We start from the raw sequence: 20,776 nt of genomic DNA, 5'->3' as shown, positions 1-20,776 counted from the left end.
GGCGCGCGTCAACTGACAAGCGCTTCTTGTCACTCGGGTTGCGCAGACTCGCGGGTTGCTTATCGCGGTGGATTGAATGTTTGCGGCATGTCGTTTGCTTGAAGCGGCATGCCCGACCGACTTTGCGCTTTTCATTCGGCGCGGTCCGCCAGAATACCGGTCGTATCCTCAAAACCCGCATGGCGCCTGGCGATGCGCCGGAAACGTAAATAATTGCTTTCCGGTTGAACTGCTACAATCCACGCATTTTCCTCGTCGTAGACTGCATCATGGGCTTTGAACAACTCGCTGCACTGAAAGACCAACTGGCAAAACAGGCTGAAGAAAAACGCGTGGCGAGGCGTGCCCAGCATGCCAAGCCGGCGCAAAACGCCAAGCCAGCGAAACAGGCCGACGCACCGAAGCAGGCGAAGCCTGGGCGCGCAGCGCCCGCGCCTGCTCGCCATGCTCAGGCACAGACTCAGGCGCATAAAGCGCCTGCGCAAAAGTCGAAGCCGGTCGACCCCGTGGTGCTGTCTATCGGCAAGCTCCAGAAGCGGTTTCCGAAAGCGTTCCCCAAGAATCCCGCGCCGAAAGTGCCGCTCAAGGTGGGCATTTTCAAAGACCTGCTCGAACATTCGGAAGAACTCGGCCTGAACGAAGCGGCTCTGCGCGATGCCATCAAGGTGTGGTGCTGGGGTAGCCGCTACTGGGCGTGCGTCACTGAAAACGCCATGCGTCTCGACCTGAATGGTCAGGATGCGGGTCAGGTACTGCCGGCGGAAGCGGCGCGAGCGCGCGGCTTGCAGGCCAAGCGGCAAAAGAACAAGAGCGCGGCGCAAGCGGGCGTTGCACAGCAGAGCGCTGCGGCCCAGCAGGCAAATGCCGGGCAGCAGGATGCCGCGGTGCCGCAAGAAGGGGTCGAGGGTCAACAAGCGGGTGCCGTGCAGGAACAGCATGAGGCGCAGCAAGACCCGGTCACTCTGCAGACCAGCGCTGCCGATCAGGGTGTCGTCGCGCAGCAAGGTAATGTTGCCGAAGCCGAGCAAGATAGCGCCGCGCAACACGGCAACGCAGCTTAAAGCGCCACATAAAATGCCGCACCGCGCGGCAATGCCAGCCCCTGAACGTTGCCTACGCCGTGTTGTTTTCTTATGCGGCCGGCGACGTTAGCGGGGCGGATAGCGGCAATGTCATCGGTCTACTCGTGCCGAAGCGCCGCGCTTCTTCTTCGGCTATTAATCTCCTGCGATCGTGAATTCTATTACGCAGTATTCGCCGATCGTCGAATGGATGGTTCTGCTAACAAAATGTTAGAGCTTCCCACCGCGTGCCGGCTTCCACGGTTTCCAGCCGCTGCCGGCGAATGGTGACGTGGTGCGGCGCCCCCACCACAGGCGCATCAATACCGCCATTACGACGAGCAGCACGAGCACCAGCACACTGCCTTCCGGGCCGGTTTTGCCGCCGCTCAGCAGGACGTTGCCAAGCGGATGCGCGGTGAACAGGCGATGGTCCAGTATCGTGCCGCTATCCGAGGTGCCGTAAAAATACGACTCGCCCCAGTCCCAGGTCGCATGAAAGCCGATCGCCCACAACAGCGAGCCGGTGTACCAAAGGCTCAGGCAGAACACAAGACCGAAGCCGGCGGCTGAGATGAGGCCCACCGGCGTCTCGCCGGGATTGGATCCGTGCAGGCCGCCGAACAGCGCCGCGAGCACGATGGCGCTCCACCAGAAACCAATCCCTCTACCCAGCGTGTACTGGAGATATCCGCGCAGCGCCGATTCTTCAAACAGGGCGACCATCAGGAATAGACCGCCCCAGGCCAGGGCGCGCCACAAGACAATCGCTCCTTGTTCTGTAGGCGCGTCGAGCGTCAATACGTGCATCTGCATCAGCAGCAGCACCGTCAGACTGACGGCGGCGAATCCGCAAATCAACCCGCTTGCAAAGCGCCTCCATCCCGCTGGCCCTTGCAAGCCGAACGACAGCAAGGGACGTCGCTCGATCGCCGCCATTACCGCGAGTGCGACCGTCAGACTGATGATCTGGATGAACTCGCCACGCAAGAATGGCAAGAGCGTCAGGTGCGTCGCATCGTGCGGCATGCGTCCGAACACATGGATATTCAGCTTGAACAGGCTGAATGCCGCGGCCGCAAATACGGCAATGAACAGCAGGATTCGCCAGCCCCAGCGGATTCCGTTTTTGCCGACGAATACCCCGCGCAATCGCCGCTTGCGCGGTGGCGGCGAGGTATCGCCGTTGGCAGGTTGTGCTGACTGCTGAAGTAGCTCGTCCAAGAAAACCTCCGTTCTAACGACGACGATGGCATGGGCTCGGTCTAATCGCCGGACTCGCCTCGTGGCCAAAGTGCACCGGTCTTTTATGCGCTGGGTATGTAACGACACGCCAGCGGTTTCGATTTAAGCGCATTACTTTAACGTCGTTTCATAGGAATGCCAACGTGTTCAATAATGGCGCGGCTGAGGGCATCGCCAGCGTGTAATATAGATTGCGTGCCATCGACTGCCGCTCGCCCGGGCCGGCTCCGTATGCTCACTCAATCTGCAAAAAAGGGAGCGCTCCGTGCCGTGCAGGTGCAAGCGTTCTAAAGAAGCGCATTCGATCCATGGCAATCAAACTCGCAATCTTCGATTTCGACGGCACGCTAGCCGACACGTTTCCGCTGTTCGTCGAATCGCTCAATGGTCTCGCGGTTCGTCACGACTTCAGACAGGTCGAGCATCATGAGGTGAACCGCCTGCGTTCGATGGGCGCTCGCGAGATTCTGCGCGATTTGCGTTTGCCGATGCATCGCGTGCCACGCGTGCTGATCGATTTCAGAGTGATCATGCAGCAGCGCAGCGGCGAACTACGTCCCTTCGACGGCATCGCGCAGGTGCTGCAAAGTCTCGCAGACCGCCAGATCATGCTGGCATTAGCCACGTCGAATTCGCTTGCCAATGTCGAGGCCGTGCTCGGGCAGGCGTTGCTTGGGCGCTTTGCGGCGGTCGAATGCGGGTCGGGTTTGTTCGGCAAGGCGCATCGTCTGCGCAAGATTTTGCAGGCGACGCGCGTCGCCAGAACCGAGGCCATTTATGTCGGCGACGAGATCCGCGATGCGCACGCGGCAAAGAAAATCGGCGTCCGCTTCGGCGCGGTAGGTTGGGGCTATACGGATTTCGCTGCGCTTACGCGTCTGGGTCCGGATGTCGCGTTTAACGAGCCGGCCGAATTGATCGGGCTGGCGGATCAAGGCTGATCCGCGCCACCCGCCTCTGTCTTTGGTTACTCGCCAAGCTGGCGCAAGGCGCGGCCAGCCATCAGGTTACGTTCGATCTTTTCGAGCGAAGCGCCCTTTGTTTCGGGAATGAGCCAGAACGTCAACAGTATGAAGGCGGCATTCATCGCGGCATAGAGCCAGAAAGTTTGCGCATGGCCGAGCGTATTGAGCAGGGTCAGGAAGGTCGCGCCAGCGATGGTGTTGGCCACCCAGTTCACGAAGGTCGAAGCCGCAATGCCGAAATCGCGTCCCTTGATAGGCTGGATTTCCGCACAAAGAATCCAGATCATCGGTCCCGCGGACATCGCAAAGCCGGCGATAAACAGCAGCAGCATCGCCACGGCGATCATCTGGCTCGCGCCGCTTGTCACGCCCATATGCAGCAGGCCGCCGAGCGAGGCGAGGGCAAGGGCCATCACCGTAAAGCCAGTGTAGAGAATCGGCTTGCGGCCCCAGCGGTCTACGAGACCGATCGCGATAAACGTCGCCGCGACGTTCACGACGCCGACGATCACCGTCCCCCAAAGTTGATCATGTGCCGTGCCGTAACCGGCGAGGCCGAAGATACGTGGCGCGTAATACATCACTACGTTAATGCCGGTCAGTTGCTGCATGACCTGCAGTAGAACGCCAAGCCAAACCGAACGACGAAAGTTCGGATTGCTGAAGAAGAGTCCCCAGCCCTGAAATTCCACCTTGAGCTGATCTGCGATTTCGCGCATTTCGGTATCGACGGCTTTGCTGTCGCTACGCAGACGTTCCAGCACTTTGGCGGCTTCCTCGTTGCGGCCACGGCTCATTAACCAACGCGGGCTGCGCGGCAGGAAGATCAGACCAATCAGCAACGCAAGCGCCGGGAATGCGATCACGCCTAGCATCCAGCGCCAGTCGCCGGCGCCGCTAAAGGCGGTATTGGAAAGAAAGGCCGCGAGAATGCCGACCGTCACCATCAATTGATGCAGCGAGATCATCGCGCCGCGCATGTTGGGCGGCGCGATTTCGGACAGATAAAGCGGTGCGGTAAACGACGCAATGCCCACCGCCAGGCCGAGCAGGACGCGTCCGGCGATCAACATTTCCGGATTTGGCGCGAATGCGCACAGGCCCGATGCACAGGCGAATAACGCGGCGCCGATCATCAGCGAGTATTTGCGGCCAATCGCTTTGGCCATCCACCCCGAGCCGAGTGCGCCGAGCGCGGCGCCGACCATCATCGAGCTGACGATCCATTCCTGTCCCTGATCGCTCACATGAAACTGCCGCGCGATAAACGGCAACGCGCCGGAGATCACGCCGATGTCGAGACCGAACAGCAGACCGGCCAAGGCGGCGATCACGCTGGTTAGCACGACGTGCAAGCGGTTATGCGTGTGTGCTGCAGCATTCGCTGCAAGCCCATGAGGCGTGGCTGACATGACTCTTCCTTTCTGGAAAGCCGCGGCGTCATGGCGTGCATACGACGACGGGTTATGCCGGCATTCCATTCAGGACTGTAGGCACCCGTTTTTCTCATGACGAACTGCGGCGCGATTTGATTTGTTCAGACGTGGGAGCATTCCGCGTGCCTGAGGCCGTCGCCGCTTATCTCGTCGCCTATCCGCGTTGCGTTCATGCCTTTAAACCAGCAGGGAAATGATGCCTCCGATCGTGAGCCCTGCTGCAATCCAGCGTCCCGCCGTGTAAAAGGGATTGCGATTTTCCTGCGCCTGATCCGGCCGTTCGAGTCCTAGCGTGCCGTAAGCAAGCGACTTTAGCGGCGAGACGTCGGCGGTGTTCGCTGGATTGGCAGTCGTGCCTTCGGCACTCGAAGTGCCCGAGGTGTCCGAGGTATCGGCACCGCCCGATGAACTGGCATCCTGTGCAGCGACAGCCGCGCCTTCGGGAGAAATCGTGACGGCCGAGTCCTGGTTCGAGTTGCTCGTCGTGGAAGCAACGGATGGGGCCGCCGCGGCATTTGACCCAGGCTCCGTGTGCGCCAGCGTGGTTGACGACGTGGCGTTGCTGATCTGCATGGCAATCTCTCCTCATTCCATACGGTGCGGCTTCGTTTTATCCACCGTGTCGAAAACGTGTTTCTCATCCTCAAGCCGACACGTCGATCAACGCGCCTACCGGCTGCCAGTTCAGGCTGCTCGCGCTGTCCGACAGGCCATCGAGCACATCGGACAGGTTGACCGTGGCGCCTGGATCCTGATCGAGCGCGGCGACGTGAGCCTGCAACGCGTTACTCAGATTCGACATCGCGGTCGTCATGGGATCTGCGCCGTCTTCTGCTTCATCGGGTTCGGACACTTCCACGTCGTCGACTTCGACGTCCCATTCGCCGGCGGTGTCGTCGGCATTGTTGTCCACGTCGTTGGCTGCATTCGCCAGGTCGGCGATGCGTGAGCCCAGGTCGCGATACGCGCTGACGCCGCCCGAACTGGCCGTGTCGTTAAAGTTCGCAATCGCATTGTTCGAATGGTCGCTGGATGAGGCGCCGCTGTTGTCCGTCGAGGCCGACTGCTGCAGGGACAGCGCCTGATAAAGCGCAGCGAGCAATTGCGCGCCGGTGCTGGCCGCATCGGCGCTGGAGGGGCTCGCGGCACTTGCATTGCCATTCGTGTTGCTTGTGCTGCCTGTGCCGTTCGAGCCGTCGGTCGTCAGCGAATCGGATGGCGTGTTATAGCCGAGCTGCGAGAGCGTCTGCTGAAGCGCGGCCATCAACGGATCGGTGCTGGACGTTGCGGGCGTGAGGACGTCGTCCTGGGCGGCCTGTTTCTTCGCAGGCGTGGCATTGAGCGAGACCGCGGACGTTGGGGCGGGCGCCGGCAACGACGCGACCGTCATACCGAACGAATCGACTGACATGATCCATTTCCTCCAGATAAGCACATTGGATAGGGCAGGCACGCGCGTCGTCGAAAGGCGAATTCATTTCGAAGAAACGAACCTGATCGAACGGGTTATCGGAGAGATGGGTTCAGAGGTTGATGGTTTGTAAGGCGAGGAAAGAGCAAGCCGCTGCTCCCCGGCCTTAAGCGATCTTAAGCGGGCTTGCACCAGACACTGAATGCCAGGAGAATGAAACGCGCCTACGGTTCGCCAATCGTGACGGCCGCGTATTGGCCCACGTCGGGAAAGCCACGCGTCCGGTAGCGCACCGGATACATCGGTTGCTCTTCGAGCAACCCACCCACGAGCGATGCGATCTGCTGCCACGGCACGATACGCGTCTCGCCGGACTCCGGACGCACCAGTACGATCCGGTCTGCCTGGGGCAACAGGGATTCGACGCCCGCGGTCCACGTCGCCGCCGAGAACATCTCGCCGGCTTCGTCTTTGGCGCCGTAAAGCAGGTAGTTGGCGACGAACACATCGCGTCCTTCCTGCTTGTGCAGGCGATCGAGCGCGGTCTTTTGCGCGTCGTAGTCGTCCTTGCGATAACGCAGGGCGAGTTGCGCGAGACGCTGTGCCACCTGGGCCTGGCGCGGCGTAAAACGGCGCAAGCCTTCGTCGTAGCAATACATGAATGGCGAGACCGGCCGCCCGGTCTGCGCGGCTTCGCGGCTGAGTTCGACCATCCGCGCGAGGCCGCCGTCGTCTTTGTCGCTCGTGACGAGCAGGACGTCGCGGGTCGGAATCATGAAGACCGGAAAGCCGTGCACCGGTGCGCGGTGCAGCAGGTCTGGCAGCAGTGCGCGGCTCGCGTCATAGCCGTCGCGCCAGTCGCCGCGATACACGCCGCGCGCGACTTCAACGAAGGAGTCTGTGGTGATGTCGCGCAGGTTGTCGCAGGCAATCGTGAGCGCATCGTCGAGCGTGATGCCCCACGATTTCACGGGGCCGCTCATCAACGTCGAGGTGGACTCGGGATAATCGAGCGCCAGCAGCGTCGCGCAGTCGTCTCCGAAGGCACGCCATGCCGGGGCGAAGGCCGCTTCCCGGCCAGCGGTGCGTAGCTGATGCAGGCGAACGTCTTCGAGAACACCACGGCCGCGGATCAGCGGCCGCAGCATGGCTCGCGCGTCGGACAGACGTTCGGGCGCGGCCTTCCCGCTCGAGCATAGCGTTGCCACGAAGCCTTGCAGCGCGGTGTCACGCGATGCCTTGTCACTGCTGCAGTAAGCACGATACGCGTGGTGCAGATTGAAGACGGCGTTGCCGCCGTATTCGAGCCGGAACTCGTCGGCGTTGTAGCTGAGCGCTGCGTCGAAGCCACGGCGTTTGGCCGCCTCGATGAACTGGGCGGCGAACGCTTGCGGTGTTGGCTTGCGTACAAACAGCGCGTCAAAAAATCCCATGTTGATCAAGGCAAGAAAGCGTGCGTAGACGGTCAATCACGAGCGCCGTAACGGGCAGGCGCCATGACAACGTCGTCGCAAATCGCAGCAGCCGGTCAGGTCGCCCGTTTTCGGGGCAGCTAATGAATAACGGCCTGGCGCGGCAATTCTTGACCTAAACCTGCGCCCATCCGCCATCCGCCTGGATGTCGGCGCCGTTCACATAGCTCGATGCATCCGAAGCCAGAAAGGCCACGATCTCGCCCATCTCTTCCGGCTGTCCCACCCGCCGTAATGGAATGGTGTCGACGACGTTCGCCTTGTACGCCGCGGCGACCTTTTCGTCGGCGAGTGAAGCCGTCAGGGCCGGGGTCGCGATGGGTCCGGGGCTGAGCACATTGACGCGGATGCCCCGCCCTTTGAGTTCCGTCGCCCAGCTACGGGCAAAGCTGCGGATGGCGGCCTTGGTCGCTGAGTACACGGTGCGAGTGCTCAAGCCCTTGGCGGCCGTCGTCGACGACGCCAGAATGATCGACGCGCCTTCGGTCAGTAACGGCAGCGCCTGTTGCACGGTGAAGATAGTGCCTTTGAAATTGACGGCGAGCTGGTAATCGAGCGCCTCTTCCGTGATGGACCCGAGCGCTTCCTTGGCCTGCACGCCCGCATTCGCGAACAGGATGTCCAGCTTGCCCTTCGAGGCGCGGACCGTCTCGTAGAGACGCTCGAGGTCCGCGGGCTTCGACACGTCCGCCTGCACACCCACGACGTCGCCGCCGATCTCAGCGACGGCCTTATCCAGCACCTGCTGGCGACGCCCCGTGATAAAGACCGCCGCGCCACCGGCCGCGAGCCGCTTTGCCGCGGCAAGGCCGATCCCCTCGCTGCCGCCCGTCACAACCGCCACTTTGCCTTGTAGAGACTGATTCATCGAATGCTCCTGTTTTGTGATGATCGTTATATAACCATGCGCAGCGTGGACGAGGCAAATGAATTATGTGATGATCGTTAAAAATCATCAGGGATAGCTTGAAATGGCGCGACCTCGCGTTTTTGACGAAGAAGAGGTGCTCGACCGGGCGATGGAAGTGTTTTGGCGGCACGGTTACGAAGGCGCGTCCATGGCCGAGCTGACCAAGGCAATGGACCTGAACTCGCCCAGTATTTATGCGGCCTTTGGCAGCAAGCGCGGCCTCTTCGACGCGGTGCTCGACCGCTACCGCGAGCGCCGCGCGGCGCACCGCGAGCACGTGCTGGCCGGCGCCGACGCGCGTGAGGTGGCGCAGCGGCTGCTGTTCGGTGCAATCGAATGGTTCGTGGATCCGCAGGAGCCGCTTGGCTGCCTGCTGATTCAGGCGGGACGGTCGGCCGGGGTGAACAACGGCGATGTTCCCGGCGCGATTCTCAGGCAGCGTGGTAAAACCAGAGAGGTGCTGACCGAACGGCTCAAGCGTGCGCAGGCAGAGGGAGATTTCCCGTCGTCCATCGATCCCGCCGCGCTCGCCCGCTACCTGCTGATGGTGTTCTCCGGCCTCGCTTTGCAGGCGGCGGAGGGAATGCCGAAAGCCGAGCTCAGGGAATCAGCGGAGCGTGCCCTGATAGGTTGGCCTGCACGCGAAATCTAAGCCCCTTACCGCCCACCATGAAAAACTCACGTCGCAGTTTTGTTGTTTTTAGTTTGGCCGTTGGCTCGTCGCTCGCGTTGACGCGGGTGGCTTCGGCCGACGCCTCAAAGCTCAGCGAAGGGGATCCGAAAGCCCTCGCCGTGGGCTACAAAGAGACGGCGGCAGCGGTGGACAAGAACAAATTCGCTACTTACGTCGCCGGCCAGAATTGCAGCAATTGCTCGTTGTTCCAGGGTAAGGCCACGGATGCCTGGGGCGGCTGCCTGTTGTTCGGCAGCCAGCAGGTGGCGGCAAGCGGCTGGTGCAGTTCTTACGCCAATATGTAGCGGATGTCGTGATGCGCCGCGCGGGCGCGAACTCACTTGCCGAAGATGTCGAGCTTGAGCGTGTGCGAGTGACCGATCCACACCGCCGCATCGCGGTGATCGCGCAGGTCGTTGCCGGTATTGGGATGCATGAAGACGTCGAGCGCGCCGTGATGAAGCGTGAGCCATTCCACGATCTCCGCAAATTGCGCGCGGTCGAATTCAAGTTGATACGACCACATGGGATGCGGTCCAACCGGCTTTTCATGAAAGCGGCCCAATTGCAACTTGCCGGCGAAACGGGCTTCGATCTGCTCGCGTAGCGCCCATGCTGCGTCGCGATGCTCGGCATCGAAGTACACGTGGGCGTGCCAGTTATGGACAACAGGGGCGTCGGAATGAGTCATGTGAAAGTGGCGTGTTCAGAAAAACTATCAGCATAAGGCAGATTGCGAATGTTGTTCGCAATCTGCCCGCCAAACGACGCCATGCATTTGCCCCACGCCGTGCTTTTATTTACCTAGCTCATAACCCACGGCGCCACCCACCACAGCACCGCCAATCGTGCCTGCGGTGCTGTGGTCAGTGGCTTCGTTGCCCACCACGCCGCCCGCCGCCGCGCCGCCGAGAGTGCAGCCGCTTGCTAGCGACGCCAGAACCACAAGCGTGATGACGCCGGTCCACCCGAATTTAGTGTTCATTTTCAACCTCTCTTTGCCTGTCGATACCCCTTATGAGCAAGTTGCGTGCCGCAGCGTAAGGATGCGCGGCACCCATAGACCGCTAAGGACGCCGCATTAAGCAAAGGCTGAAGTGGCCGATGCGTTTGCGTCGATCCGTCTGCGCTTGCTAGACTGCCTGCGCAAACAGCCGCGTTTCTGACGGCATCGGCGTGTGCCGGTTTTTTTTTCTGTTGACGCATGCCGTCGCCATCAACACGACGCACATAGGACGACTCACCGGAGTTTCGTATGGCCTACATGCTCTTAATCGTCGAACCCACCAATCAACGCAGCGAACGCACCGAGGAAGAAGGCCGCGCGCTTTACGACCGCATGGGCAATTACGCCGAAGAACTGAGCAAGCGCGGCCTGCTGCTGGCCTGCGAGTCGCTGAAGTCGAGTCGTGACGCGGTGCGTGTGCAGGTGCGCGACGGTCAGTCGAGACTGCTCGATGGACCGTTTGCCGAAGCCAAGGAAATGGTCGGTGGATTCCTGCTGCTGAACTGCGAGACGCGTGAGGACGCGGTGGCGATCGCTGCGGCCTGTCCGGCTGCGCAGTGGTGCACGGTCGAGGTCCGCGAAGTCGGGCCGTGCTACCAATGACAGGGTGGTCGGCGCCAAGGGTTTTCCCAGGTCCGTGAATTCGATGTCGATCCGTCCTCATCTCGCGCGTCGTGTTGATGACGAGTCCAAGAGGCGGCTCGTCGTTCACGACAAGGAGTAATGCAATGCGATTCATGATCATCGTCAAGGCGACCGCGACGAGCGAAGCCGGCGTCATGCCCGAAGAATCCCTGATGGCGGTGATGGGCGCCTATCACGAGGAACTGGCGAAGGCCGGTGTATTGCTCGACGCCACCGGCTTGCGGCCGAGTTCGGAGGGCTGGCGCATCCAGTATTCGAAAGGGCAGCGCCGCGTGATCGACGGCCCGTTCGCCGAAACTAAGGAACTGATAGCGGGCTACACGCTGATTCAGGTGCGCACGCGCGAAGAAGCCATGGAGTGGGCGCGGCGCTTTCCCGCGCCGTTCGGCGAGCAGGCCGAGGGCGAGATCGAAGTGCGGCAGCTATTCGAATGGGACGACTTCGAACCGGGCCCTGCGCTCGACCGCTTTCGTGAACTGGATGCGGGTCGACATTAATTCGGACATCGAAAGGTTTAATCATGCGCAAGCAGATCGCTTTCGCCGGATGCGTGGCAGGTTCAGCACGTCTCAATCCGAACGCGGCGGCGCACTGAGATGGCGGGGAATCCGGCGGCGACGCATCGTGCGATCGAGGCGGTCTGGCGCATCGAATCCGCCAAGGTGATTGCCTACGTCGCGCGCATGGTGCGCGACGTAGGCGTGGCGCAAGAGTTGGCGCAGGACGCGCTCGTCGCGGCGCTCGAACATTGGCCGGCGCATGGCGTGCCCGACAATCCCGGCGCCTGGCTGATGATCACCGCCAAAAACCGCGCGCTCGATCACTTGCGTCAGGACGTGCTGCATGCACGCAAGCGCGAGGAACTCGGCCGCGACCTGGATGCGCAGGAGGCTCACGTCGTGCCGGATTTTGTCGATGCGCTCGATGCCGCGCGCGAGGATGACATCGGCGACGATCTGTTGCGTCTCGTGTTTACGGCGTGTCATCCGCTGCTGTCCACCGACGCGCGCGTCGCGCTCACGCTGCGTCTGCTCGGTGGCCTGACCACCGATGAAATTGCGCGGGCCTTCCTGGTGCCCGAGCCGACCATCGCGCAACGGATCGTTCGCGCCAAACGCACTTTATCCGCGGCGAAAGTGCCGTTCGAAGTGCCGCGCGCCGACGCGCGTGCGGTGCGGCTTGCCTCCGTGCTCGAAGTGATCTACCTGATTTTCAACGAAGGCTATGCGGCCACGGCCGGCGACGACTGGATGCGCCCCGCCTTGTGCGAGGACGCGCTGCGGCTGGGACGTATCCTGGCCGGCCTGATGCCCGACGAAAGCGAAGTGCATGGCCTCGTGGCGCTGATGGAGATTCAGGCCTCGCGGACCCACGCACGTGTGGACGCGCAGGGCCGGCCGGTACTGCTGCTCGATCAGGACCGCAGCCGCTGGGATCTGTTGCTGATTCGGCGCGGCTTCGCGGCGCTGGAGCGGGCCCAGTCGCTCGGCGGCGCCAGCGGGACCTACGCGTTGCAAGCGGCGCTCGCTGCCTGCCACGCGCGTGCTCATACTGCCGGGGAGACCGATTGGGCGCAGATCGTCGCGCTGTACGACGTGCTTGCGCAGGTCAATCCGTCACCGGTGGTGGAATTGAATCGCGCCGTGGCCGTGGGTATGGCGTTCGGACCGGTCGCGGCTCTTGAGATTGTCGACGCGCTGGGCGGCAACGCCGCGCTCGCGAATTACCACTGGCTGCCCAGCGTGCGCGGCGACCTGCTGGCGAAACTCGGCCGCATGGACGAGGCCCGCGCGGAATTCGAGCGGGCCGCGGCGATGACGCGTAACGAGCGCGAGCGCGAATTGCTGCTGCAGCGGGCGCGCAGCACGGTGGCCTAAAAAGCGTCAGCCGCGCGCTGACGAATCAAACGCGCGGACGGACGCAAGCCGATGCAAGCGCCCACCTACCCGCTTCATCAGATCGACAAAAACGCCGCCGCCCCGAACAGAATCCCGGCCGCGGCCACGCCCAGGGACAGATTGCGCAACCACTTCTTGCGCGTCAACAACGTGATAGCCGTTAGTGCAATGGAAATCTGGATCAGCGTCGTGGCCTGCGCCCAGCGATGATGTCCGTGCATCAGGTGCTCGCTTTGCGTGTCCTGTTTGTCCACTTCCTTTTCGATGGCTTCGGCGTTGGCGCGAATCGGCTCTTTTTGCTGCTTATATTTGTCGACGTCCGCGAGGAATTTGGCGTGCGCGTCGCTGCCTGGCGTCGATAGCGCGGCGCCCAGTTCAGCAAGGTTTTCTTTCTCGCCCTTCGCCTGGTAGTACGACCATTGATTGGCGGCCTCGGTCTTCTTGATGGCCGCTTCGTTCTTGTAGTAAAGCGCGAGGTTTTCGCTGGTGCCGCTCTGGTAGGCGTAGATCGCGCCGATCGTCGCGAGGATGGCCGTCATCACCGCCATGCGGCTCGCGAACGGATCGGCATCCGCGTGTTCACCGTGGCCGTGGGCTTCACCCACATGCTCGACAGCATGGTCATGCAGCCCATGCACTTCATATTCATCTGACATGCAACACTCCGGAACACACTTATTTGTTTGAACTGGCTGCGGCGACCGTGCTGCGCAGGCGGGAGCGAAAGTGTTCGCCCACGCTTGCGTCCTATCGGCGCGCATCGGGGCTCAATCTTAGCGTGTTGTGTTCAGGACCGCGCGACGTGCGTGGCGAGTGTCATTCCGCCCCGGCTAGTTGACGCTGATGCCGAACAGCGTGCGCAGCAGCGGAATCAGATGTTCGCCGCCGAGCATGCCGAGCAATCCGACCAGCGCGATCGTGGGCGGCGCGGGAGATTTTACGTTGACGACGCTATAGAACAGGCCTACCACGAGGCCGACCACCAACGAGACGAAATACGCTTTCATGATTGCTTCACCTTTTTGCCGTGGCGCGCGGCAGGCGCTCGGGCCCGCCGCGCGAACCGGATCTCACATCGTGATGACGACACGTCCGCGTGTTCCGCCGGCGACGGCCTGGTAAGCCTCGCGGGCTTGCGCGAGTTCGAAGCGGCCGGCGATTGCGGGCGGTTGAAACGCGCCGCTTTCGAAGCCTTCGACCAGCGCCGTCATGAACCGAGCCGATTCGGCCACGCCCAGCTTGGCGCTATCGACGCCGAGCAGTTGGGTTTCGTTATGGTAGAAGTCGATCATGTCGAACTCGACGCGGCGCTTGCCAGTCGCGCTGATTTCGACCACGCGGCCACGGCGCTTGACGAGACTCAGCGCGGTTTCGAAAGCCACGCCGCCCACCGCGTCGTACACCACGTCGACGCCGCCTTCGCTCAATGCCTTGATGCGCTCGGTGGCGTGTTCGTCGAACGGCACGTACTCGTCGATCAGGCGGCCGGCCGGGGAATCCGCTTGCGGCTCATGACGGTCCACGCCGATTACGCGACAGCCGCGCGCCTTGGCGATCTGCACCACCGCGCCGCCGACTCCGCCGCCCGCGCCGATCACCGCGATGGTTTCCCCGGCTTTCAACTGCGCATATTCGACCGTGCCGAGCCAGGCCACCACGAAATTCACGCCGATGGCCGCCGCCTGCTCGTGGCTCAGCGTGGCCGGTTTGCGCGACAGCGCGGCCAAGGGGATCTTGATGAACTCGGCGTGGGTGCCGTCGCGCGTGAAGCCGATGTCGCCGCCCGTGCCCCAGACTTCGGCGCCGAGCCACTCCGCGGGACCTTCCACGACGATCCCGCTGAAGTCGCGGCCCGGCGTGCGCGGCAGAACGGTGTGGGAGAAATGGCCGGAGACGTTCTTCACGTCGCTCGGGTTGACCGAGGCGCTTTTGATCCGCACGACGGCGTGTTCCGCGTCGGCCGAAGGCGTCGGCAGGTCGACATATTCGAGGACGTCCGGGGTGCCAAAAGACTTGAACTGGATGGCTTTCATGACAGCGCTCCTGAGTAGATTTCCGAGTGGGTTACGTGCCGCGTAGTGCAGCGTTGAAGCCATTCTAGATGTCCGAGGCGGCCTTGTTGAGACAACAACTTTCGAGTTTCGGACAGCAATGCGCGGCGATCGGATATCCGCCTTGCGTAGAACGTGCAAAATAAAGGCGACGGATTTTTCCGTCTGCCCCGTTTAAGACGAAACGGAGCCATTGTGCTTTTCTTCAACTTCAACCAAAGGGAGCGTTTCATGAAATGCAACAACCTCAAGCGGTTGCTGGTTGCCGCCATCGCCACGCTGGCCACCAGTGCGGCCTTTGCCCAGATCATGGTTGCGCCGGCGGCACCGCCGCCGCCGCGTGACGAGGTCGCTCCCGCGCCACGTGACGGCTACGTGTGGGATCACGGCCATTGGCGCTGGGAGCACGGCCAGTACGTGTGGGCGCCGGGTCATTGGCAGCCGGTGCGGGTCGGCTATCACTGGGTGCCGGGCCATTGGGTGCAGCGCGGTCCGAACTGGCGCTGGGTGGAAGGTCACTGGGGCTAAGCTGTCGGCGCATTGCTAAGCTGCCGTCGTCGTGTGTCGATGGCCCGGATTGATAACAAGCCCAAAAACAGGCGCGATGCGCGCTGCTCGGAGCCACGGCAAGTGAGAAACGTTCGTGTCGCGACACGATATGCAGAGCCGCCGCCGCGTATGCCGCGGACGTCACGGGATCGCGCCTCTTGAGCGAGCGCGATCCCGATGCGGAACTCGTCGCGCGGGTCGGCGAGCGGGATCCGGCGGCGGTGCGCACGCTCGTGTCGCGCAAGCTGCCGCGTCTGCTCGCGCTCGCAACGCGTATGTTGGGAGACCGTATGGAAGCGGAAGACGTCGCACAGGAGGCGTTTGTGCGAATCTGGAAACAGGCGCCGCTCTGGAAGGAGGGCGAGGCGCGCTTCGATACCTGGATTCATCGCGTCGCGCTCAATCTCTGTTACGACCGCCTGCGCGGGCGGCGCGAAGATCCGGTCGCCGAGCCGCCGGACCAAGCCGATCCGCAAGCCCTACCCGATCTGCAACTCGAAGCCCGGGTGCGCGACGAACGCGTGCGCATCGCGTTGGCTGCGCTGCCGACGAGACAGCGCGAAGCTCTGGTGCTCAACTACTACCAGGAGCTATCGAATATCGAAGCTGCCGCGTTGATGGGCATTACAGTCGACGCCCTCGAAAGTCTGCTCGTGCGCGCCCGCCGCAACCTGCGTGCACAACTGGCCGGCAGCGGCTTTAGCAAGGACATGCCATGACACCTGAGAGATTCCGTACCATCGTCGACGCGTATGGTGCCGATGTGCACCGCTGGCCCGATGCGGAGCGCGCGGCGGCCGTTGCCTGGGCCGATCTGCACCGGGCCGAGGCGGATGCCTTGCTGGCGGAGTCGGCTGGACTCGACGCGTGGCTCGCGAGCCAGCAGGTCGAGCCGCCGGAGCACGCGCTGGTCGCTCGCATTGTCGCGGGCTCGCCTGCGCGGCGTCCGTTGCCGCATCGTGCGCGGCTGTGGTGGCGGGGCGCCGCGTTTGCGGGTATCGGTCTCGCAGGCGGCGTCGCGGGGGCCTTTGCGATGTCGTTTTTTATCCTGACCGGCGCGCCGACCCAGGGACATGAATCGGTCTCGTACCTGACTTCGAGCTTCGACGGCTCGAACGCCGACTGGAGCGGCGAATGAACGACCGTTCATGGAAGATGCTGCTGGCCGGTTCGTTCGTGTTGAACGTGTTTTTGCTGGGCGGGATTGCGGGCGGGGCGTATCAGTGGTTTGCCACGCACGGCACAGCCGCGAAGGCGCCGCCGCTGCGCACCGCGCTGCGCTTCGCCACGGACGGCCTCACGCCGGAGCGTCAGAAGGAGTTTCTGGCAGGGCTCAAGGAGGCGCGCCGTGACGGCCGGGACTATGCGCGCGAGGCCCGCGATGGGCGTCACGAAGTGCTGGCTCTGCTGGCCGCGCCGCAGTTCGATCGCCCGGCGTTGGATGCAGCCCTGCAGCACACGCGTGATGCCGATATCGCGCTGCGCGCGGAGGTCGAGAGCAGCGTCGCGGACTTTGCGACCCGGCTCACGCCCGAGGAGCGCGTCAAGTTTGCCGATGGACTGAAGCAGGCGGGACAGTGGCGTGAGGCACCGCCCGCAGCCAAGGGCAAGCGGCCAGCGAGTGCGCAGGCGAATGCGCCCGCGAGTCAGAACCCCGCGAGCGAGTAGCGCAACAAGTCGTGGTGAAGTTGCGCCACGCCCGTAAATAAATCTCGACGAGCCGCGACGGAAAGCGGAGGCCGCAAGCGTTTAAGGAAGGTACGCAACGAGAGAGGGAACGCGCATGGTCACGTCACCCAGCGATAACGCCGCGGCAATTGCGCTGAACCGTTTTGGTCTCGGTGCTCGCCCGGGCGATACGCCACCACCGGACCCCAAGGCATGGCTGCTCGCGCAGTTCGACCAATATCAGCCGCTGCCTGCAGCGTGGGCGGGTCAGCCCACGGCGGTGGCGCTGGCGACGCAATTGGGCGAGCAACGTCAGCAGAATGCGGCTCAAGCTGCGAGCCAAACCGGCGACTTGGCGCCGGCGGCAAAGCAGGCCGCCAACAAGATGCTTCGCGGCGAAATCCGCGATATCTACCGCGCGGCCGTGGACGCGCGCGTCAACAGCGCATTGATGAGTTCGACGCCCTTTGTCGATCGTCTCGTTCATTTTTGGGCGAACCATTTCGCGGTGTCGACGGAAAAGCCGCAGGTCGCGGCGCTGGCCGGCGCATTCGAAATGGAAGCCATTCGGCCACACGTGCTGGGCCGCTTCGACGACATGCTGGTCGCGGTTGAGCGCCACCCCGCGATGCAGCTTTTCCTCGACCAGACCCGCTCGGTGGGACCGGACAGCGCGGCGGCGCTGCGCGCGGAACAACGCAATCCCGACAATAAGCGTGGGCTCAACGAGAACCTCGCTCGCGAAATCATGGAACTGCATACGCTGGGCGTGCGCAGCGGCTACACGCAAGCCGACGTCACCGAATTCGCCCGCGCGCTCACGGGATGGAGCGTGGCCGGCGTGAAGAGACGCCAGCCCGGACCCCAGCCCGATGGCGCCGCGCCCGGCAGTTTTGTGTTTCGTCCGCAGGTACACGAACCGGGGTCGCGCACCATCATGGGACGCCGCTACGACCAGCCGGGCGAACAGCAGGCGCTCGCGATCCTGCATGATTTCGCGGCGTCGCCCGCCACGGCGCAGCATATTGCCGGGAAGCTGGCGCGCCATTTTGTTTCGGATAACCCATCATCGGTGGTTACCGATCGGCTTGCGAGCGCATTCGAGCGCAGCGGTGGCGACTTGCCGACGGTCTATCGTGCGTTGATCGAGTCGCCGGAAGCGTGGTCGCCCGTGGCGGTGAAATTCAAAACGCCATGGGAATGGACGATTTCTTCGATGCGCGGCCTCGGCTGGCAAGACCTCGGCAATCTGCAAGGCGCGCCGTTACTCACGCAACTCGGCGAGCCTGTGTGGCGGCCCGGCTCGCCAGCCGGCTATGACGATATCGCCGCGAGCTGGGCCGCGCCCGACGCGCTGGTGCGTCGGGTGGAAGTGGCGCAGCGGTTTGCTGCGCGTGTCGGCGACCGGATCGATCCGCGTATTTTGGGGCAGACGCTGCTGGTCGGTTCGATCAGCGAGTCGACCCAGACGGCAGTGTCACGCGCCGAAAGCGCTTCGACGGCGATTGCCTTGCTGCTCGTATCGCCCGATTTTCAACGGAGATAAACGCCATGATTTCCCGTCGTCAATTTCTTAGCTTCGCGGCAGCCGGTGCCGGCGCGATTCTCGTCTCGCCGCAGATGGCGTTCGCGAACGTCGAGACGGACCGCCGCTTTGTATTCGTGATCCAGCGCGGCGCCGCCGACGGGCTGAACATCGTGGTGCCGTATGCCGAACCTTCATACGCGAGCTTGCGTGGGGCGCTCGCTATCGATACGTCGAAGGCGGTCAAGCTGAACGGCACCTTTGCGCTGCATCCCTCGCTTGTCGAAACTGCGAAGATGTATGCGTCCGGCGAGGCGCTGTTTGTGCATGCGGTGGCTTCGCCGTATCGCGATCGGTCGCATTTCGACGGCCAGAATGTGCTGGAGACAGGCGGCACCTCGCCGTATCAGGTGAAGGATGGCTGGCTGAACCGATTGGTGGCGATGATGCCCGCCACGCACGAAAACGCCATTGCGTTCGCGCCAACGGTGCCGATGGCGCTGCGCGGCAAAGCCGATGTCACCTCTTACGCGCCGTCCGGCTTGCCGCAAGCGCCCGACGATCTGCTCACGCGCGTCTCGCAACTTTACGACCAGGACACGCAGTTGCGGCCGCTATGGGAGTCCGCCATGACCGCGCGTGGTCTCGCGAGCGACGCGGGTGCGCGTCAGGATCCGGCGAGCCTCGGTAAGCTCGCCGCGAGCTTTCTGTCACGCGACGATGGCCCACGCATGGCGATGATCGAAACCGGTGGCTGGGACACGCATAGCGCGCAGAATCCCCGCTTGGCGAATCAGTTGAAAGCGCTCGATACGATGCTCGCCGCGATGCGCGACGGCCTCGGGCCGCTATGGGGCAAAACGACTGTGCTGGTGGCCACCGAATTCGGCCGTACCGCCGCTGCCAACGGCACGGGCGGCACGGACCACGGGACGGGTTCGGTGGCGATGCTGGTGGGCGGCGCCGTGCAGGGTGGACGCGTCCTCGGCGACTGGCCGGGACTGAAACCCGGCGATCTCTACCAGGCGCGCGATCTGCGGCCCACCACGGCGCTCGATAGCTTGATTGCTGGCGCCGCGAGCGAAAGCCTCGGACTCGATCCGCATCGAACCGCAGCGACGTTATTTGCGCAGACAGGTTCGACGCGGCCGCTGACCGGTTTGATCCGCAGCTAGAGCATGTTGCGACGCGACGTTGGTTTATGAGGAGAGCGCGCGCGCCGCGCGCTGCTCGCGCAGATACACCGGCAGATCGGTGACGGGCGCCTTGAGCGGAATCTGGCAGAACATATCCGCGATAAAGCCGCGGTGATACGTCGTGTGATTCACCACATGCAGCACCATCTCGCTGCGCGTCATGGCGCCTTCGCCGCCGCCGATGAATTTGAACGGCACCAACTCTTCCTCATCCTGCGGCGTGAGTGCATTGCTGTATGCGATATACCAGTCGTCGATTTTCTCCTGCATGGTTTTGAGCTGCGCAAGCGGCATCGGCTCGCTGAAATTGCGGCTCGAAAAACCATGCTCACGCCCTTCCAGATGCGCCTGAAAGATCGCACCGACCACATAGCTGTGGCTCAGCGTGTGGACGATATTGCCGAATACGGTCTGGCGCGGTTTGAGTGATTCACCGTCCGGCAACGCGGCGACGGCGTCAAAGATGAGCCGGTTGGCCCAGCGGTTGTAGCGGGTCAGCATACGCAGAGTGCTTTCGCTCATTTCACAAAATCTCCATGGGAGGGTTCGATAATCAAAGAAGGCGTTTTGCCTTTTGGCAGGATTCTTCGGACGACATATTACGCGGGGCTTTCGCTTCGGCGAAGTGCTTCCTGTTGCTTGACGCTTTGCATACGACTTGCCTTCAAACAGGGGCGCTGCATCAAAACGATGCGGTGCTCGGGATCGATTCCAGGTTGTTCGAACTATTGCGGCGGGTTATGGTTTTCTCCACCTGAAAACATATTCATCAGCCTTCTGATTGCAGCAGGCATTCGTCCGCGCACAAACATTTCAGCCATTCCCCACGCTATCAGGCTCAAGCGAGCCGGCCGGAGCATCACACATGAAAACCTTATTTCTGCAGGCTCCATCGTATGACGGTTTCGATGGCGGCGCGGGTTCGCGCTATCAGGCGAAGCGCGAGATCCGCTCCTTCTGGTATCCCACCTGGCTCGCGCAACCGGCGGCCCTGGTGCCGGAGAGCCGCGTGCTCGATGCGCCGGCGGATGGTTTGTCGGTGGACGCGGCGCTTGAAATTGCGCA

At 62.7% G+C, this 20,776-nt stretch carries 25 protein-coding genes and 1 pseudogene; 14 read left to right on the top strand and 12 right to left on the bottom strand.

Translation table 11 applies throughout. The features are described 5' to 3' along the window. The first annotated feature begins 269 nt into the window (after positions 1-269). Positions 270-1,061, top strand: a complete 792-nt coding sequence (locus tag FQ755_RS05235; protein ID WP_144151648.1) for a ProQ/FinO family protein — start codon at positions 270-272, stop codon at positions 1,059-1,061. Between the two features lie 231 nt (positions 1,062-1,292). Here FQ755_RS05235 and FQ755_RS05230 read toward each other — a convergent pair whose 3' ends face one another. Beyond that, positions 1,293-2,285 carry a CPBP family intramembrane glutamic endopeptidase gene (locus FQ755_RS05230; RefSeq protein ID WP_144151645.1) on the bottom strand — a complete coding sequence of 331 codons (993 nt, stop codon included), beginning with the start codon at positions 2,283-2,285 and terminating at the stop codon, positions 1,293-1,295. A gap of 329 nt (positions 2,286-2,614) precedes the next feature. Between FQ755_RS05230 and FQ755_RS05225 the strand changes: the two genes are divergently transcribed. Further along, positions 2,615-3,247 carry an HAD hydrolase-like protein gene (locus tag FQ755_RS05225; RefSeq protein WP_144151642.1) on the top strand — a complete coding sequence of 211 codons (633 nt, stop codon included), beginning with the start codon at positions 2,615-2,617 and terminating at the stop codon, positions 3,245-3,247. A gap of 26 nt (positions 3,248-3,273) precedes the next feature. Here FQ755_RS05225 and FQ755_RS05220 read toward each other — a convergent pair whose 3' ends face one another. The 5 genes from FQ755_RS05220 to FQ755_RS05200 all read right to left on the bottom strand — a co-directional run bounded on the left by FQ755_RS05220 (position 3,274) and on the right by FQ755_RS05200 (position 8,458). Next, entirely contained in the window at positions 3,274-4,683 is a 1,410-nt protein-coding gene (locus FQ755_RS05220; protein ID WP_144151639.1) for a sugar porter family MFS transporter, read from the bottom strand. 201 nt (positions 4,684-4,884) lie between these two features. Then, the gene (locus FQ755_RS05215) at positions 4,885-5,280 is read right to left on the bottom strand and encodes a hypothetical protein (protein WP_144151636.1); all 396 of its coding nucleotides are present in this window, start codon (positions 5,278-5,280) and stop codon (positions 4,885-4,887) included. 70 nt (positions 5,281-5,350) lie between these two features. After that, complete coding sequence (locus FQ755_RS05210) at positions 5,351-6,118, bottom strand: hypothetical protein (RefSeq protein WP_144151633.1); 768 nt, start codon at positions 6,116-6,118, stop codon at positions 5,351-5,353. A 224-nt stretch (positions 6,119-6,342) separates the two neighbouring features. Beyond that, complete coding sequence (locus FQ755_RS05205; protein ID WP_260858321.1) at positions 6,343-7,587, bottom strand: hypothetical protein; 1,245 nt, start codon at positions 7,585-7,587, stop codon at positions 6,343-6,345. Positions 7,588-7,705: 118 nt separating this feature from the next. Continuing rightward, on the bottom strand, positions 7,706-8,458 hold the full coding sequence (locus FQ755_RS05200; protein WP_144151630.1) for an SDR family NAD(P)-dependent oxidoreductase: 753 nt from the start codon (positions 8,456-8,458) through the stop codon (positions 7,706-7,708). Positions 8,459-8,561: 103 nt separating this feature from the next. Here FQ755_RS05200 and FQ755_RS05195 point away from each other — a divergent pair, with 103 nt between their 5' ends. Together FQ755_RS05195 and FQ755_RS05190 are read left to right on the top strand one after the other, a co-directional pair. Further along, positions 8,562-9,152: a TetR/AcrR family transcriptional regulator gene (locus tag FQ755_RS05195; protein ID WP_144151627.1), complete on the top strand. Its 591-nt coding sequence runs from the start codon at positions 8,562-8,564 to the stop codon at positions 9,150-9,152. 17 nt (positions 9,153-9,169) lie between these two features. Further along, positions 9,170-9,478, top strand: coding sequence for a high-potential iron-sulfur protein (locus FQ755_RS05190; RefSeq protein WP_144151624.1), 309 nt, complete (start codon positions 9,170-9,172; stop codon positions 9,476-9,478). 32 nt (positions 9,479-9,510) lie between these two features. Here the strand turns inward: FQ755_RS05190 and FQ755_RS05185 are convergent, their stop codons facing one another. Both FQ755_RS05185 and FQ755_RS05180 read right to left on the bottom strand, forming a co-directional pair. After that, complete coding sequence (locus tag FQ755_RS05185; RefSeq protein WP_144151621.1) at positions 9,511-9,864, bottom strand: DOPA 4,5-dioxygenase family protein; 354 nt, start codon at positions 9,862-9,864, stop codon at positions 9,511-9,513. 105 nt (positions 9,865-9,969) lie between these two features. Continuing rightward, the gene (locus FQ755_RS05180) at positions 9,970-10,158 is read right to left on the bottom strand and encodes a glycine zipper 2TM domain-containing protein (protein WP_144151618.1); all 189 of its coding nucleotides are present in this window, start codon (positions 10,156-10,158) and stop codon (positions 9,970-9,972) included. A 270-nt stretch (positions 10,159-10,428) separates the two neighbouring features. Here FQ755_RS05180 and FQ755_RS05175 point away from each other — a divergent pair, with 270 nt between their 5' ends. The 3 genes from FQ755_RS05175 to FQ755_RS05165 all read left to right on the top strand — a co-directional run bounded on the left by FQ755_RS05175 (position 10,429) and on the right by FQ755_RS05165 (position 12,701). Continuing rightward, positions 10,429-10,782: a YciI family protein gene (locus tag FQ755_RS05175; protein WP_144151615.1), complete on the top strand. Its 354-nt coding sequence runs from the start codon at positions 10,429-10,431 to the stop codon at positions 10,780-10,782. Between the two features lie 125 nt (positions 10,783-10,907). Further along, the gene (locus FQ755_RS05170; protein ID WP_144151612.1) at positions 10,908-11,321 is read left to right on the top strand and encodes a YciI family protein; all 414 of its coding nucleotides are present in this window, start codon (positions 10,908-10,910) and stop codon (positions 11,319-11,321) included. 99 nt (positions 11,322-11,420) lie between these two features. Further along, the gene (locus tag FQ755_RS05165) at positions 11,421-12,701 is read left to right on the top strand and encodes an RNA polymerase sigma factor (protein ID WP_144151609.1); all 1,281 of its coding nucleotides are present in this window, start codon (positions 11,421-11,423) and stop codon (positions 12,699-12,701) included. A gap of 77 nt (positions 12,702-12,778) precedes the next feature. Here the strand turns inward: FQ755_RS05165 and FQ755_RS05160 are convergent, their stop codons facing one another. The 3 genes from FQ755_RS05160 to FQ755_RS05150 form a co-directional block, all read right to left on the bottom strand. Continuing rightward, the gene (locus FQ755_RS05160; protein WP_144151606.1) at positions 12,779-13,378 is read right to left on the bottom strand and encodes a DUF4337 domain-containing protein; all 600 of its coding nucleotides are present in this window, start codon (positions 13,376-13,378) and stop codon (positions 12,779-12,781) included. A gap of 174 nt (positions 13,379-13,552) precedes the next feature. Further along, positions 13,553-13,729 (bottom strand): DUF1427 family protein, encoded by a 177-nt coding sequence (locus tag FQ755_RS05155; RefSeq protein WP_144151603.1) that lies wholly within the window; start codon positions 13,727-13,729, stop codon positions 13,553-13,555. Between the two features lie 63 nt (positions 13,730-13,792). Further along, complete coding sequence (locus tag FQ755_RS05150; RefSeq protein WP_144151600.1) at positions 13,793-14,755, bottom strand: zinc-binding alcohol dehydrogenase family protein; 963 nt, start codon at positions 14,753-14,755, stop codon at positions 13,793-13,795. Between the two features lie 249 nt (positions 14,756-15,004). Here FQ755_RS05150 and FQ755_RS05145 point away from each other — a divergent pair, with 249 nt between their 5' ends. The 6 genes from FQ755_RS05145 to FQ755_RS05120 all read left to right on the top strand — a co-directional run bounded on the left by FQ755_RS05145 (position 15,005) and on the right by FQ755_RS05120 (position 19,690). Continuing rightward, positions 15,005-15,301 (top strand): YXWGXW repeat-containing protein, encoded by a 297-nt coding sequence (locus FQ755_RS05145; RefSeq protein ID WP_144151597.1) that lies wholly within the window; start codon positions 15,005-15,007, stop codon positions 15,299-15,301. Between the two features lie 128 nt (positions 15,302-15,429). Continuing rightward, on the top strand, positions 15,430-16,041 hold the full coding sequence (locus FQ755_RS05140; RefSeq protein ID WP_144151595.1) for an RNA polymerase sigma factor: 612 nt from the start codon (positions 15,430-15,432) through the stop codon (positions 16,039-16,041). Then, positions 16,038-16,460, top strand: coding sequence for a hypothetical protein (locus FQ755_RS05135; RefSeq protein ID WP_144151592.1), 423 nt, complete (start codon positions 16,038-16,040; stop codon positions 16,458-16,460). The genes FQ755_RS05140 and FQ755_RS05135 overlap by 4 nt, the downstream gene beginning before the upstream one ends. Beyond that, complete coding sequence (locus FQ755_RS05130; RefSeq protein ID WP_144151589.1) at positions 16,457-16,990, top strand: periplasmic heavy metal sensor; 534 nt, start codon at positions 16,457-16,459, stop codon at positions 16,988-16,990. Before FQ755_RS05135 ends, FQ755_RS05130 begins: the two co-directional genes overlap by 4 nt. A gap of 115 nt (positions 16,991-17,105) precedes the next feature. After that, positions 17,106-18,536 carry a DUF1800 family protein gene (locus FQ755_RS05125; protein ID WP_144151586.1) on the top strand — a complete coding sequence of 477 codons (1,431 nt, stop codon included), beginning with the start codon at positions 17,106-17,108 and terminating at the stop codon, positions 18,534-18,536. Between the two features lie 5 nt (positions 18,537-18,541). Next, a complete protein-coding gene (locus FQ755_RS05120; protein ID WP_144151583.1) occupies positions 18,542-19,690 on the top strand; it encodes a DUF1501 domain-containing protein in 1,149 nt (382 codons plus the stop codon). Between the two features lie 24 nt (positions 19,691-19,714). Here the strand turns inward: FQ755_RS05120 and FQ755_RS05115 are convergent, their stop codons facing one another. After that, complete coding sequence (locus tag FQ755_RS05115; protein WP_144151580.1) at positions 19,715-20,233, bottom strand: DinB family protein; 519 nt, start codon at positions 20,231-20,233, stop codon at positions 19,715-19,717. 343 nt (positions 20,234-20,576) lie between these two features. On the opposite strand from FQ755_RS05115, the pseudogene FQ755_RS05110 reads away from it, so the two are divergent. Beyond that, positions 20,577-20,776, top strand: a pseudogene (locus tag FQ755_RS05110) (hopanoid biosynthesis associated radical SAM protein HpnJ); the annotation flags it as partial.

Origin of the sequence: Paraburkholderia sp. BCC1885 (assembly GCF_900996235.1) — a bacterium.
In the GTDB taxonomy this organism is placed as follows: Bacteria; Pseudomonadota; Gammaproteobacteria; order Burkholderiales; family Burkholderiaceae; genus Paraburkholderia.
Note: the sequence above shows the minus strand (reverse complement) of the source record. Positions and strands in the feature narration are given on the sequence as shown.

What these genes read in the sequence shown, in the direction of transcription:
- FQ755_RS05165 (WP_144151609.1), top strand. Translation starts at nt 11,421, where the DNA reads ATGGCGGGGAATCCGGCGGCGACGCATCGTGCGATCGAGGCGGTCTGG.
- FQ755_RS05115 (WP_144151580.1), bottom strand. Translation starts at nt 20,233, where the DNA reads ATGAGCGAAAGCACTCTGCGTATGCTGACCCGCTACAACCGCTGGGCC.
- FQ755_RS05180 (WP_144151618.1), bottom strand. Translation starts at nt 10,158, where the DNA reads ATGAACACTAAATTCGGGTGGACCGGCGTCATCACGCTTGTGGTTCTG.
- FQ755_RS05170 (WP_144151612.1), top strand. Translation starts at nt 10,908, where the DNA reads ATGCGATTCATGATCATCGTCAAGGCGACCGCGACGAGCGAAGCCGGC.
- FQ755_RS05175 (WP_144151615.1), top strand. Translation starts at nt 10,429, where the DNA reads ATGGCCTACATGCTCTTAATCGTCGAACCCACCAATCAACGCAGCGAA.
- FQ755_RS05235 (WP_144151648.1), top strand. Translation starts at nt 270, where the DNA reads ATGGGCTTTGAACAACTCGCTGCACTGAAAGACCAACTGGCAAAACAG.
- FQ755_RS05210 (WP_144151633.1), bottom strand. Translation starts at nt 6,118, where the DNA reads ATGTCAGTCGATTCGTTCGGTATGACGGTCGCGTCGTTGCCGGCGCCC.
- FQ755_RS05150 (WP_144151600.1), bottom strand. Translation starts at nt 14,755, where the DNA reads ATGAAAGCCATCCAGTTCAAGTCTTTTGGCACCCCGGACGTCCTCGAA.
- FQ755_RS05120 (WP_144151583.1), top strand. Translation starts at nt 18,542, where the DNA reads ATGATTTCCCGTCGTCAATTTCTTAGCTTCGCGGCAGCCGGTGCCGGC.
- FQ755_RS05130 (WP_144151589.1), top strand. Translation starts at nt 16,457, where the DNA reads ATGAACGACCGTTCATGGAAGATGCTGCTGGCCGGTTCGTTCGTGTTG.
- FQ755_RS05215 (WP_144151636.1), bottom strand. Translation starts at nt 5,280, where the DNA reads ATGCAGATCAGCAACGCCACGTCGTCAACCACGCTGGCGCACACGGAG.
- FQ755_RS05145 (WP_144151597.1), top strand. Translation starts at nt 15,005, where the DNA reads ATGAAATGCAACAACCTCAAGCGGTTGCTGGTTGCCGCCATCGCCACG.
- FQ755_RS05195 (WP_144151627.1), top strand. Translation starts at nt 8,562, where the DNA reads ATGGCGCGACCTCGCGTTTTTGACGAAGAAGAGGTGCTCGACCGGGCG.
- FQ755_RS05135 (WP_144151592.1), top strand. Translation starts at nt 16,038, where the DNA reads ATGACACCTGAGAGATTCCGTACCATCGTCGACGCGTATGGTGCCGAT.
- FQ755_RS05200 (WP_144151630.1), bottom strand. Translation starts at nt 8,458, where the DNA reads ATGAATCAGTCTCTACAAGGCAAAGTGGCGGTTGTGACGGGCGGCAGC.
- FQ755_RS05125 (WP_144151586.1), top strand. Translation starts at nt 17,106, where the DNA reads ATGGTCACGTCACCCAGCGATAACGCCGCGGCAATTGCGCTGAACCGT.
- FQ755_RS05155 (WP_144151603.1), bottom strand. Translation starts at nt 13,729, where the DNA reads ATGAAAGCGTATTTCGTCTCGTTGGTGGTCGGCCTCGTGGTAGGCCTG.
- FQ755_RS05190 (WP_144151624.1), top strand. Translation starts at nt 9,170, where the DNA reads ATGAAAAACTCACGTCGCAGTTTTGTTGTTTTTAGTTTGGCCGTTGGC.
- FQ755_RS05160 (WP_144151606.1), bottom strand. Translation starts at nt 13,378, where the DNA reads ATGTCAGATGAATATGAAGTGCATGGGCTGCATGACCATGCTGTCGAG.
- FQ755_RS05225 (WP_144151642.1), top strand. Translation starts at nt 2,615, where the DNA reads ATGGCAATCAAACTCGCAATCTTCGATTTCGACGGCACGCTAGCCGAC.
- FQ755_RS05220 (WP_144151639.1), bottom strand. Translation starts at nt 4,683, where the DNA reads ATGTCAGCCACGCCTCATGGGCTTGCAGCGAATGCTGCAGCACACACG.
- FQ755_RS05185 (WP_144151621.1), bottom strand. Translation starts at nt 9,864, where the DNA reads ATGACTCATTCCGACGCCCCTGTTGTCCATAACTGGCACGCCCACGTG.